The sequence below is a fragment of the Spiroplasma floricola 23-6 genome (assembly GCF_002813555.1).
Lineage (GTDB): Bacteria > Bacillota_I > Bacilli_A > Mycoplasmatales > Mycoplasmataceae > Spiroplasma_A > Spiroplasma_A floricola.
This window is the reverse complement of sequence record NZ_CP025057.1, coordinates 366,793-380,480: the sequence shown is the minus strand read 5'-3', so window position 1 is coordinate 380,480 and position 13,688 is coordinate 366,793. Positions and strand designations below refer to the sequence as shown.

Below are 13,688 nucleotides of genomic sequence, written 5' to 3'. Positions count from 1 at the left end.
AATATCTTAAAAATTATACATTAAAAAAACAAAAAAAAGAGATATAAAATATCTCTTAAATTAAAATTATTCTTATCATTTGTGTGTCGGGAATAAAATGATTAGTTAATTTATACTTAGTTTTTTAGGCTTTCGCCCTACAAGCGTGATATCTCTATCACAAATAAATTATATCATTATTAAATTTCATTTAGTATATCTTTTGCATTTTCTATTAATTTTGCTCCATTTTTTATCAACTTGTTAGTTCCATCTTTAGAAAAAAGAGCATGTGGTATTGCAAAAACATCTTTTCCCTCATTTACTGCAAAATTAAATAGCTTATTTATTGGATCATTATTTTTAAATTGAACAAAGACAATTCCCTTGGAAACTCCACAAAGCATTCTATTAGAATATTCAATGAATTTATCATTAATTGAATATTCTGATTCATATACTTCTGTGATTGCTAAAAAATTACTTTTTTCTGGTAAATCAACAGTTCGTTTAAGATAATCTTTCATACTTTCTTCAATTATTTTAATTATTTTATAGTTATTTTTAAAAGAGTTATTTAAAACTTCATTATTAACTCCATCATTTTCAATAGTTGAAAATACTATATTTTCCAAACTTAAATCTTGCATAAAAAATTCAATATTTTTAATACCATATTCATCCACTTCTTGGCCTCCCACAATTGCAATAGTTTTGTGATATTTTGAAAGTAATGAAATATCACCTTTATAAAATATTACAAAAGGTGGTTTATGAGTATTTTTTAAATAATTTGGATATAAAGGACTTAATATTGTAATGAAGTCACTATCTATTTTATTTTTAACATCTTCTAAATTCTTATGAGTTATTTTTTCTTTAGTATCTAAAGCATGATAAATTTTATCTCAATTACCATTATATTTTAGTGAAAAGTATAATAAAACATTTTCCATTAGTTTAAAAGAATCACTTTGCTTGCCACTAATTCATTTCCATAATTGTTATTTTCAGTATTTCCAAATGAAACTAATCTTCCCTCAATGCCAATATATGATTGATCAAAATATTCATATTCATCCCCCAATACATTAGACCAAACTTTTACATTAATAAAATCATCAATTAATTCTCCTGATTTAGTTTTATAATTTCTTGGTACTTTCAAAATAAATTTATACAGTTTTTTTACTCCATCTTTTGAGTTAAAAACAATTTGAGGATTTCCCTCAATTTGTCCTATAATAGTCACATTATTCATTTTTTTATTCCTCCCACATATTAATATCGTTAATAGTTTTAAAAAAATAAAAAAATAATTACTTTTCAGTAATTATTTTGTTGATTTTAATTCAATGGTTTTTGATTCCTTAGCATTATTTGCAGATAGTATTAAGCTTATTGATCCCTCTGACTTTGCTTTAAACTTAAGCTTATTATTAACTAGTTTATAAGCAATGTTTTTAGTACTATTAGCTGTAACTTTGAAATTTACTAATTCTGAATAATTATCTATAATAATTTCTTTTTCTTCTCCAACTTTGAATTCAGGGTTATATTCAGAAAGTTTAATTTCTTTATAAGCTTCATCATTTTTTGCAATTGTAAAATTAATAATTTCTGTATATGCATTTTTAGCTGTTAATGTTAAAGACGCTTCATTTTTTGAATTATCAATTTTATTACCTTCATTTTTTGAAGGTTCTTGATATTTTCCAGCTTTAACACTAATTTCATCATTATTTTTTCCACCAAGAGTTGCTGTAATATTTCCAGATGTAGTAATAGATAAACCAGTTAATTTACTTCTATTTTTAACTTTTATTGTTAAAGTATCAAATTCTTTTATTTCGTTATCTTGTTCTTTATCAAATTCAATAGTTTTTAATACAGTTTCTGGTTCAGAACAAGCAACAACTAAACTAGAAGTTGTTCCAGTTATACTAACAGCTGCTAAAATAGATAATATTTTTTTCATTATTTTTTAGCCTCCTTAGATTTATTTTTTTCTTCTTTTAATGATTTTATTGCTAATTTATATTTTTCCTGTTGTTCTTTAATATCTTCTTTTAATTTGATAGATATTTTGTTTTTATTGTCAGAAGATAATTCCTTATTTTTGAGTTCTTTTGAAGCAATAGATCTAATAGAATTAATTGATTGAATGTAATCATCTTTTGCTTTATGTTTTGCAAGAATTCTTCTTTGAGTTTGTAATCCCTTTTCATTTAACAAATCAGAGTCTTCTTCTATTAATCCTTCAGATTTAGCCACAATTGTTGCTGTGGCAACTCCTCCAACAACATTTGCACCAGTTCTTCCCATATCAAATAGTCCATCTAAAGGTGCAATAACTGCAAGAACACTTCCTGCAAATCCTCCAAATCCCATTCCACCTAAAACTCCAACTGTAACAACAGTAGCAGTTCCAGGAACTCCTGCAATTCCAAGTGAAGCAACAACAGTTACAAATAAAGCAATAATAAAGAATGTAAATAATCCCATTCCTTGTACTACTCCAGCTGTATCTCCAGTTCATAAAATACTTGTTGCTAATCCAGATTGTACACCAGCACAAGCTATCAATCCCATTGTTGTAGATATTGGTTGAATAGTATTTGCTGCTTTTCCATTAATTTTCATATCTTCTGTTAATGTTTCCATCGCAATTGGCAATGAAGCATTTGAAGACTGCGTTGAAAAACCTTGAACTAAAGGTCTTCATGCTTTTTTTCATCAAGCTCCTATTTTTACTCCACTTAAGAAAACTTCTAGTGTTAACAGACCTAGAGCAATAACTACTCCTAAATATCCAACACCAATTACTTTTCCAATTGTAACTAATGAACCAATTGGTCTTGAAGTAATTGAAACAGTAATCATAGACATTACAGCCAATGGCATTATTTTCATAAATGTCATTAGGATTGACATCATTACATCTCATCCTGTATTCATAGCTTTTCTAATAGCTTCCATTTCAACTTGTTTTCTTTTTGACAAAATTTTTACACTTCCACCAGCTAAAGCACCTACAACCATTACAGGAATAATTGAGTTTTTAGCTAATGTTCCAACAATATTGTTTGGAATATACTCTCAAATAATTTGAGGTAATGGCACATTATCTCTTCCAGACACTGAGTTGTCCGAAGCTAAATTAAATCCTTGCCCAACTTTTAGTAATATTCCAATAAAAAATGTTACTGTAAACATTACAGCGACATTAAATAATAATAAAGCAATTCCTTTTGCTGTAATTCTTCCTAATCCTGTTTCTCCAGGTTTAGAAGTAATTTTAAAAATTGCTATGAATACAATAGGTACAGTTAATAAGTAAACTCCATTAATAAATATATTTTTAAAGAATGATGCTCAAATATTTAGTTCATATATTCAATATAGTTCATTTCAAGGTTTTGATATTTCTTCAAATGAATCTGAATTTGGAAAACCTATAATAGATTGTAAAATTATACCGAATAATAAACCAATTCCCATACCTAAAATAACTCTATACATGAAAGCAAATTTATATTTTTTTAAAAAAAATCATAAACCCACTTGTAATGAAATAAACAAAGTTATCGATACAAGTGATTGTCATGTACTAATTGCCAAAAAATCTCTTAGCAAGTTATGTCCTTGATCTTCAGCCAAGAATAACATTTTAAATTCCCCCTTTTTTTTTATTTATTTAATTTTGATAAAGCAATGTGAATAATATCCACACTTCTTGAAAATGGTGGTGCATATGGTAAATCAATTTGCTCTAAAGCATCATCTACTTTAGCTTTTTGTCAAATTAAAGCTGATAGAGCATAAATTCTTAAAATAGAGTTATTACTTCCCGCCATTTGAGCTCCTATGATTTCTTTTGTATCACCATTTATAATCAATTTCAGATATAAATCTTTTTGATTTGGTGTGTAATTTGTGTGGTCTTTATCTTTAATGAATACTGATTTAACATTTATTTTATTTGCTATTGCCATTTGTTCAGTTAAACCTGTTCTTGCAATTTCAAGATCAAATAATCTTAAAATTGCACTTTGAATTGAACCAAAATAATATTTTTCTTTTCCAGAAATATTATCTGCAATAATTTTTGCAAACTTACTAGCAACTGTTGCTAATGGTGAATAAATATCTTGATTGTTAATAAAATTTTTAGAAATAGCACAGTCTCCTGAAGAATAAACGTTTTCAATATTTGTTTCACCTTTTGTGTTTACAATTATTGCTCCTCTTTCATTCATTTTTAATTCACTATCTTTTAAAAATTCTGTATTAGGTTGAAATCCAACAGAAAGTAAAACTGCATCCACTTTAATTTCTTTACCACTTTTTAATAAAATTGAATTAACTTTATTATTTTCTAGCTTAATTTCTACTAATTGTTCTCCAAATAAATTATTAATCTTTTTTTCTTCTAACTTTTCTTGAATTAAATTAGATATTTCTTCATCAAAAGTTCTTTTCATAACTTTTGATTCCATTTCCAATAAATATACTTCTTTTTTTAGTTCATAAAGAGTTTCTGTCATTTCTAAACCAATAAAACCAGCTCCTATGATAGCAACTTTCTTTATCTTTTCATCCTTATTCATCTTTTCCTTCAACATTATTCCATCTTCTAATGTTGTAAGAGTAAAGACATTTTCTCCTTCAACACCCTTAATATTTGGCACTATAGGTTTTGCTCCAACTGCTATAACTAAATTGTCATAGTTTTCAAATTCATTATTGAAAAAAACTTTTTTCTCTTTAAAATTTACAGTTTTTACTTTTGAATTTGAAATTATTTTAATACCTTGTTTTTCAAATTGTTCTTTTGTTCTTGCAATTAAATTATTTTCATCATCAAAATTATTTACTACAAAATATGGAAGTCCACATGCTCCAAGAGATACATAATTTTTATCTTGTATAACTACTATTTCACAATTAGGATCATTTCTTTTTAATTTAGCAGCTACACCCATTCCAGTTGCACTACCTCCAATAATTATTGTTTTCATTTCCACTCCTTAATTTGATTTTCAAAAAATATACTGCCAATATAATTATATTGCAGTAAAACAGTTTTTTTATTTTAAAAGTAAAAAAAAATAATACAGAAGTATTATTTTTAAATTAAATTTCTAAAAACTCTTTTAAATCTTTAAATATTAAGTCATATTTATTTTTAGCTACTTTTTCATCTTTATCAACACAAATAAAATAGATCTTAACTTTTGGTTCAGTTCCTGAAGGTCTTACTGCAAATCAACTTCCATCACTGAAGTAAAATTTCATTAAGTTTTGACCTGGCATATTGAACAGACCATTAATATAATCTTCTACATAACTCAATTCTAATCCACCTAGCGTTGTAAATTCCTCTTCTCTAAGCTTTTTCATAATTGGCTCTACTTTAGATTTTATTTCTTCTGGTTTAAAATTTAAATTTTCTGTATATGTGTAATAATAACCATATTTTGTATATAGATCATTTAAAACATCAATTAATGTTTTACCTTGTTGTTTATAATATCATGCAGCTTCAACTAACATTATTGTTGCTTGAATACCATCTTTATCTCTTGTTGATGAATCTAAAACATAACCATAACTTTCTTCATATGCAAATACAAAATTTAAATCTCTTTCAGGCTCTTTTAAAATTTCTGAACCCATTCATTTAAATCCTGTTAAAGTTTTAATTACCTTTACTCCATAAGTTTCGTTTGCAATTCTATCCCCTAAGTCACTTGTAACAAAACTTGAATACATTGCAGGATTTAATGGAGTTAAGTTAAATTTTTTCATTTGACTTAATTTTCACTCTATCAATAAAGGGCCTGTTTGATTTCCATCAATTCTAATTCACTTTCCATTGTGATTAACAGCACAACCAATTCTATCAGCATCTGGATCTTGAATTATAATAATTGATGCATCTTGATTTTTAGTTCCATATTCAAATGGTATTTTTCATGCTGGCTCAAATTCGGGATTTGGATTACCAACATTTTTAAATGTAGAGTCTTCAAATGCATGTTCTTTTACTTCAATTACATCATAGCCAAATTTTCTTAATAAAGGAGGTGTAAATTCTGTTCCTGTTCCATTAACAGCAGAGTAAATCATTTTAAATCCATCTCTTGGCTTATCTTTATAAAATTGTAAATTTGAAATCATATCCTTATAATTGTTTAAAACTTTTTGAGGAACTACTTTAAGAAGTGTTTCATCACTTTTATAATTTCAACTTAATATATCTTGAATTTCTTCCATATATTCAGCAATAATTTTTGTATCTTCATCAATTAATTGGCATCCAAACTCATCATAAATTTTATAACCATTATAAATTGCTGGATTATGACTTGCAGTTATTACAATTCCTCCTATTGCATTTAAATCTTTTGTAGCATAAGAAACAACTGGAGTTGGTTTCATTGTATTATTTTTAAATAGATAAGCTTTAATACCAAAACTTGTTAAAATTTCAGCTGCCAATTGTGAAAATTCTTTTGAAAATCTTCTATTGTCATGACCAATAACAACTCCTCTTGATAATTCTTCTCCATATTTTGATATTAAAAGTTTTGCATAACTCATAGTTACTTTTTTAATTGTATATAAATTAAATCTTCCAGGTCCTGCTCCAAGTATACCTCTTATTCCAGCAGTACCAAATTCTAATTGAATATTAAATGCAGCATTTAATTCTTCATCAGTTGCATTTAAAAGTTCTTCTTTTAAACTTTCATCTAGGTGTGTAGAATTAATTCATTCTTGATATATTTCATTACTTTTATTAAAACTCATTTTATTTCTCCTTTAGAAATTTAATTGGTTTATAAGAAAACCTGTGTATATTTAAGGCACCATATTCTTTAACTTTTTCTTGATGCTCTTTTGTACAATAACCCTTATTTTTTATAAAATTATACTGAGGATATTCTAAGTGAAAATTATTCATTATTCTATCTCTGTACACTTTTGCAAGAATACTTGCAGCTCCTATACTTATACTCAAGTTATCTCCTTTTATAATTTGTAAGCATTTATACCGTGCTAATTCTATACTTTCTCCATCAATTAAGCAAATGTCTGGTTTAACTTTTAAACTTTTAATAGATTCTATTATTCCTATTTGACTTGTTTTTTTTGGATTATATTGATCAACAAATTTTGAATCATATTCACAAATACTATATGCGATGCAATTTTCTTTTATTTCCTCATACAGTTCTTCTCTTTGTTTTTCATTTAGCAATTTTGAATCCTTTATTTTTGAATTATTATAATCTGGTTTTAAAATAGCTGACGCAACAACAATTGGTCCTGCCATAGCACCTCTTCCCACTTCATCACTTCCTGCTATTAACCTAACTTTGTATTGCTCTCGTATATTTTGATCAAATAAATATCTAATGTTTTCTATCATTCTACTGTTAAATCACTAACTACTGTTGAATCCAGATCATTTTCATCAATTGCTTGTTTTGATATTTCTTTTATTTCTATTGGTTTTTCAAAAGAAATTTTTCCCAGATTATTGTTGATAATATCATGAATAAACAATTCAATAACTCTTTCAACATCTGGTATTTCATCTAAAATTATAAATTTGCTTCTTTTAGCTATTTCTTCAAAAATAGTAAATGTGTCATCATAATTTATTGGCCTTAATACATTTTTATTGATTTTGTAAGTATTTTCAATTAATGAAGGATATGAGTTATAAATATATCTCATTAATTTTGTTGCCATTCTTTCTTTTGGAACTATATCTAAGCGAATTGAATTTGTTGCTGCACAATTACAAGCAACAGTTTCATTTTCAAATTTTGCTGGAAGAATTCCAGGAGTATCAATTAAAGTTACATTATCATTCATAGTAATTCTTTGCATACCTCTAGTTACTCCAGGTTTGTTACCTATTTTTAAACTTTTTCCCTTTGAAAGTTTTGAGATTACTGTTGATTTACCAACATTTGGTATTCCTACAACAAGAACGTTTAATTGAGGGTTTTCTACACCCCTACTTTTTTGTTTTAATTGAGTTTCTCTTGTCATCTCATTGATAAGTTTTAATACATCATTATAAATATTTGCTTGTTTGTCTTTTACAATATATGTTTTATGCCCAGAATTTTTAAAATATTCGGCTCATTGATTTGTAATTTCATTATCTGACAAATCAAACTTTGTCATAATAATTAATCTAGGCCTTTTATTTAGAATTTTTCTAAGCAAAGGATTTTGTGTAGAAAATGGTGCTCTTGCATCTACGATTTCCATAACTAAGTCAACTATTGAGATTTTCTCTTCAATCTCTTTAATGCTCTTATTCATATGACCTGGAAATCAATTAAAAGTTGATTTTTCGTTAAACATAGGATTGCCTCCTTAGTGACAATATCATTTTATATATTAATCTAAAAAAGTCTATTTTTTTAAAAAAAATAAATAATCTATTTATGATATTTTTGATTTTTTGATATTTTAAAACCTCTATAAATTTGTTCTAGCAAAACTATTCTCACTAAATTGTAAGGTAATGTTATTAAACCAAAACTTATTTTATTTTGATACAAATTTCTAAATTCTTTACTAAATCCATCACTTGGACCGATTATCAAACAAATATTGCCCCCTTTATAGTTTTTATTTTCCTCTAAAAGTTTAGCTATTTGCTTTGAACTATATTGTTTTGCATTAATATCTAATAAAAATATTTCAAAATTTTTTAGTTCTTTAAGCCTTAAGTGTATATTTTGTTCATTTTTAATCATATTAGATTTTATATCTCCATGATCAAACTCATTAATTTCTATTATTTCTAAATCACAGTGTTTTTGTATTTTATTAATATAGAATTCATAAGGTTCTTTAAATTCTTTATTTATTTTATTAAAACAAATTAATTTTATCTTCATTTTTTCTCCTAAGGCCACTCTTATTATATACTTTACAATATTTATTTAAATAATTTTATGATAAAATATAAATGAGATTTTGGAGAAGATTTTATGGCAGAAAAAAAACAATTTCAATCTATTTTAGATTATAGACCACAATTTGAAAATATAGTTGATGCTCTTGTTCCCGATATTCAATTTTCATATTCTGCAATTTTGAATAATTCAACAGTTCAAACTTACTTTAATATGATTTCACTTGAACATTACGGTTATGAGTACTATCAATTATTAAGAATGAATAAACTGGAATTTAAATTAAATGAAAGAACATTAAACTTAACTATTTTAGAAATGGTATATAACATAATTTCAGAAATAGTTGCAAGAAAGTGAAGATATTCAGAATATATCTCATATGATATGTATATCTTGCCTTTACGTATTAAAAAATATACAAAGGCTATGAATTATAAATTTGTGGAATCAGAATCTGCAAATAAAAAACCGCTTTGAAAATTAGTAAGTCAACCCACAAGAGTTATAGTTGAAGATATAGGAAATCAATATCATGATGATAAGTTAAATAATGTTATTGAGCAATTCAGATCAACATCATATAAAGATGCAGAAGTAAGATTAAGTTTATTTAAAAATATATCTTACTTTGTAAATGAAGGTAGTGCTGTGATTTATGAAAGATTTGGTAAAGAGTTCACTGATTGATATTTTAAAGAAATTAATACATTACAAAAATATAAATCTGAAAGTTTATCTACTAAAGAAAGAAAACATGTTGAAAAAGTTATTGGACAAATATTTGATATTTCTATCCTATCTATATTGCTAATGTCAGATGCAATGAAAGAAGGATGTTGAAAAAGAATTAAAGAAGCAGAAAAAAGAAGAATTGAAAAAGAAGTTACTAGAAAAACTATTGAAGAGGCAAATAGAAAATTACAAGCTATTTCTGAACAAGAAAAAGAGATTAAAAAAATTGAAACAAAAAAAATGGATTTTTAAGAAAATCCATTTTTTTATATTAAAATTCAAAACTATTATATTGATTGTTTTGTACTACTAATTACTATTTCTTTTAAAGAAATTTCTTGAGGCATTTTATACATATAGAGAATAACTTCAGCAACTTGTGAACTTTCAAGTCCTTTATCTAAACTTTGTTTTCAATCTTGATAACTTTTAATTACCTCTGAATTACTAGTTCCTGTTGAAAGATTTGTATCAACTAATGCAGGTTCAATTGTAAGAACTCTTACATTAAATTTCGCCATCTCTTTTCTACTTTGTTCTGTTATAGCTCTAATTGCAAATTTACTACCATTATAAATTGCTCTATCATCACCTGTTCATCTTCCTGCTACACTTCCAACATTTATTATCGTTCCTGCATTTCTATTTTTCATATCATTTATAACAATGTTCATTCCGTTTAGCACACCTTTTACATTTATATCAAACATTTCATTTTGCATTTTTAAATCTAGGTTGTAGATTTTATCTAAATACATAACTCCAGCATTATTTATTATTAAATCTGTTAATCCAAATTTATCTTCTGCTTTTCTAACTGCTTTTTCAAATTGATCAAAATTTGTAACATCAACTTTTGCAATAATTACATTTTTTGATTCAAATTCTTTAAGTAATTCTACTCTTCTAGCTAAAAGTAAAACTGGATATCCATCTTTAATAAATAATTTAGCTAATTCTTTTCCTATTCCGCTTGATGCTCCTGTTATTACAACTAATTTCTTTTTCATTTTTTCAATTGTCCTTTATCAAAATTATATATTTAAAAATAAAAAAAACTAGAATAATATCTAGTTTAAAATTTTAAACCACCCATATTAGGTATTTTTCCTGATTTTAATGCTTTTGACATTTCAAGAACTTGTTTTTTTCCTTTATCAAATTGATTTAATAATTCATTAAATTCTTTTTCACTTCTACCTGAACCTTTCAAAATTCTTTGTTTTCTAGTTATAGCTTTTAAAAGTCTAGGTTCTCTTCTTTCTTTTAAAGTCATAGAACTCATTAAAATATTTGCAACTCAAAGTTTTTGTTGCGCTTGATTAATTTGATTTTCACTTACTTTTCCATTTAATCCTGGCATCATTTTCATTATTCCACCAAGATTTCCCATTTTTGCAACTTGTTCCATTTGATTTTTTAAATCTTCTAAATCAAATTGACCAGCAAACATTCTTTTCATGGTTTTTTCCATTGTTCTTTGATCAATAACATCTGCTGCTTTTTCAAATAGACTCTCAACATCACCCATTCCAAGAATTCTATCTGCCATTCTTTTTGGATGAAATTCAGCAAGAGCAGAAATACCCTCACCTTCACCAATAAATTTAATTGGTAATTTTGTTATATCTGTAATTGAAAGAGTTGCTCCCCCACGAGCATCACCATCAAGTTTTGTAACAATTACTCCAGTTAATTTTAATAAATCATTAAATTCTTGTGAAACATTTATTATATCTTGTCCTGTCATACCATCAACTGTAAGAATTATTTCTTGAGGAGAAACAGCTTTTCTAATATTGTTTAGTTCTTTCATTAATTCTTTATCTATTTGTAAACGACCAGCAGTATCTAAAATTATTACTTCATAACCATTTTTTTGACCATAATCAATTGCTTGTTTTGCAGTTTTAATTGGATCTTGTTTTCCTTGTTCAAAAACATCTAAATTATTTTTTTGACCCAATTCAACTAATTGATCAATAGCTCCTGGTCTGTAAATATCTAAACCAACCATTAAAGTTTTCTTTTTATTTTTTTTAGTAATTAAATGAGATAGTTTTCCTACTGTTGTAGTTTTACCAGCACCTTGTAATCCAACCATCATTATAATTGAAGGCTTTTTATCAATCTCTAAGGGCTTATTTGTTTTTCCTAAAATGTCAACTAATTCTTCATGAACTATTTTGATCATTTGTTGATCTGCTCTAACTCCTTGTTCAATAAAAACTCCTTCAGATTTTTTTTCTACATTAGATATAAATCTTTTAGCAACATCAACGTTAACGTCAGCTTCTAGAAGAGCTAATCTAATTTCTCTTAATACTTCTTTTATATTTTCACTATTTAAAGTACTTTTTTTCAAGTTCTTTTCAATAGATTTTTTCATTTTATTAGCTAAAAAATCTCCAAATCCCATATTGTTTCACTCCAATCACAAATTATTATAACAAAAAACACCATTTTCTTGGTGCTTTATAATTTAATAGTTTCACGTTTTTCACGAATAATTGTAATATAGATATCCCCTGGAGTTTTATTAATTTTTTGAATTTCTTCTTTTATTTTAAAAGATAGTTTTTTCATATTGTAATCATCTACAGCATTTGGATTTACCATTACTCTTATTTCTCTTCCTGATTTTAAAACATAGGCCTTTAATACTCCTTTTTGTTTTAAACAAATATCTTCTAAATTTTTTATTCTTATAAAGTAATCTTCTGAATCATTATTTCGTGCTCCAGGTCTTGCTGCACTTATTGCATCAGCAATTGCTATAATTTCAGCATAATAGGTATTTTTTTCTACATCATTGTGGTGCGATTCTACAGCATTAATAATTATATTATCCATATCATACTTTCTAAGTATATTTACACCCAATGTAACATGACTTCCTTCTTTTTCGAAATCCACAGCTTTCCCTATGTCATGTAAAAGTCCTGATTTAAGCGCTATCTTTTCATCTAAATTTAATTGTTTAGCAATATTTTTAGCAATAATAGCAACTTCAATAGAATGTTGTAAAACATTTTGACCATAACTATGTCTAAATTTTAATTTACCTAGCATTATAACTATTTCAGATGGAAAATCATCAATTTTTAGATCTTCTAATATATTTATTCCAATATCATAACAATGTTTTTCTAATTTTTCTTCTTGTAAAATTAATTGTTCTTCAATTGCTGCAGGATGAATTCTTGCTGATTTCAAAAGTTCTTGTAATGTTAAATACGCAATTTCTCTTCTAATTGGATTAAAAGATGAAATAGTTATTCTATTTGGTGTGTCATCTATTATGATATCAACACCCCCATAAGATTGAAATGTTTTAATATTTCTTCCTTCCTTACCAATAATTTTTCCTTTTAAAGACTCATTTTCTAACTCAAAAAAAGTTGTATTTTTCTCTGAAGTAACTTCAATATGAACACTTTGCATTGCCTCTATTAAGATTTTAATAGCTTTTTTTTGAGCATTTCTAGCTAAATTTTCTTCCTGTTTTTTAATTTTATTTGTAAAATCACTTAAATATTTGTTTTCTATTAAAGTAAATATTTCATTTTTGACTTCCTCTTCAGTTAAATTTGAAATATTTTCTAATAGTAATAAGATTTTCTTTGATTCAACTTCAAGTTCTTTTCTTTTTTTATTAAGATTAATTCTATCTTCAATTATGAATTCTTCTTTTTTAGATAAAGAACTTAACTCTTCATCAATTTTTACCTGTTTTAATTTTAGATTTTTTTCTTCTAAAAGAATTTTTTCTTGAATATACTTAGTTTCATTTTCAGCAGTTAATTTTATAAAATCCGCTTTTGCTTTTGCTTCTGCTATTATATTCATTTTAATTATTTTAGCTTCGTCTTTTATTTTTTGTAAAATATATTTGCGTCGACGAGATTTAACTAAATAAACTATAAATCCAATAGCAATACTTAGAAATACTATTAATATAGTTAAAAACGCAATAAATATGTTTTCTTTTAAATTTGTAACTAGCATTGTTTCTCCAATCCT

At 25.9% G+C, this 13,688-nt stretch carries 13 protein-coding genes; 1 reads left to right on the top strand and 12 read right to left on the bottom strand.

All coding sequences use genetic code 4. The features are described from left to right. Positions 1-179 precede the first annotated feature (179 nt). The 9 genes from SFLOR_RS01795 to SFLOR_RS01755 all read right to left on the bottom strand — a co-directional run bounded on the left by SFLOR_RS01795 (position 180) and on the right by SFLOR_RS01755 (position 8,912). A complete protein-coding gene (locus SFLOR_RS01795; RefSeq protein WP_100916386.1) occupies positions 180-935 on the bottom strand; it encodes a DNA-processing protein DprA in 756 nt (251 codons plus the stop codon). Further along, positions 935-1,240: a single-stranded DNA-binding protein gene (locus SFLOR_RS01790; protein ID WP_100916385.1), complete on the bottom strand. Its 306-nt coding sequence runs from the start codon at positions 1,238-1,240 to the stop codon at positions 935-937. Before SFLOR_RS01790 ends, SFLOR_RS01795 begins: the two co-directional genes overlap by 1 nt. A gap of 72 nt (positions 1,241-1,312) precedes the next feature. Further along, entirely contained in the window at positions 1,313-1,957 is a 645-nt protein-coding gene (locus SFLOR_RS01785) for a lipoprotein (RefSeq protein ID WP_100916384.1), read from the bottom strand. Then, positions 1,957-3,648, bottom strand: coding sequence for a dicarboxylate/amino acid:cation symporter (locus tag SFLOR_RS01780; RefSeq protein ID WP_100916383.1), 1,692 nt, complete (start codon positions 3,646-3,648; stop codon positions 1,957-1,959). The genes SFLOR_RS01785 and SFLOR_RS01780 overlap by 1 nt, the downstream gene beginning before the upstream one ends. A gap of 20 nt (positions 3,649-3,668) precedes the next feature. Beyond that, positions 3,669-5,000, bottom strand: coding sequence for a CoA-disulfide reductase (locus SFLOR_RS01775; RefSeq protein WP_100916382.1), 1,332 nt, complete (start codon positions 4,998-5,000; stop codon positions 3,669-3,671). 115 nt (positions 5,001-5,115) lie between these two features. Continuing rightward, positions 5,116-6,795, bottom strand: coding sequence for a phospho-sugar mutase (locus tag SFLOR_RS01770; protein WP_100916381.1), 1,680 nt, complete (start codon positions 6,793-6,795; stop codon positions 5,116-5,118). Between the two features lies 1 nt (position 6,796). Further along, positions 6,797-7,417 carry a ribonuclease HII gene (locus SFLOR_RS01765; RefSeq protein ID WP_100916380.1) on the bottom strand — a complete coding sequence of 207 codons (621 nt, stop codon included), beginning with the start codon at positions 7,415-7,417 and terminating at the stop codon, positions 6,797-6,799. Continuing rightward, positions 7,411-8,370, bottom strand: a complete 960-nt coding sequence (gene ylqF, locus SFLOR_RS01760) for a ribosome biogenesis GTPase YlqF (protein ID WP_100916379.1) — start codon at positions 8,368-8,370, stop codon at positions 7,411-7,413. Before ylqF ends, SFLOR_RS01765 begins: the two co-directional genes overlap by 7 nt. Positions 8,371-8,447: 77 nt before the next feature. Further along, entirely contained in the window at positions 8,448-8,912 is a 465-nt protein-coding gene (locus SFLOR_RS01755; RefSeq protein ID WP_100916378.1) for a 23S rRNA (pseudouridine(1915)-N(3))-methyltransferase RlmH, read from the bottom strand. A gap of 93 nt (positions 8,913-9,005) precedes the next feature. On the opposite strand from SFLOR_RS01755, the gene SFLOR_RS01750 reads away from it, so the two are divergent. Then, positions 9,006-9,917, top strand: coding sequence for a hypothetical protein (locus tag SFLOR_RS01750; RefSeq protein WP_100916377.1), 912 nt, complete (start codon positions 9,006-9,008; stop codon positions 9,915-9,917). 35 nt (positions 9,918-9,952) lie between these two features. Here SFLOR_RS01750 and SFLOR_RS01745 read toward each other — a convergent pair whose 3' ends face one another. The 3 genes from SFLOR_RS01745 to rny form a co-directional block, all read right to left on the bottom strand. Further along, a complete protein-coding gene (locus tag SFLOR_RS01745; protein WP_100916376.1) occupies positions 9,953-10,675 on the bottom strand; it encodes an SDR family oxidoreductase in 723 nt (240 codons plus the stop codon). Positions 10,676-10,740: 65 nt separating this feature from the next. Further along, positions 10,741-12,084, bottom strand: a complete 1,344-nt coding sequence (gene ffh, locus SFLOR_RS01740; RefSeq protein ID WP_100916375.1) for a signal recognition particle protein — start codon at positions 12,082-12,084, stop codon at positions 10,741-10,743. 56 nt (positions 12,085-12,140) lie between these two features. Beyond that, positions 12,141-13,673 carry a ribonuclease Y gene (gene rny, locus SFLOR_RS01735; protein ID WP_100916374.1) on the bottom strand — a complete coding sequence of 511 codons (1,533 nt, stop codon included), beginning with the start codon at positions 13,671-13,673 and terminating at the stop codon, positions 12,141-12,143. Between the last annotated feature and the right edge of the window lie 15 nt (positions 13,674-13,688).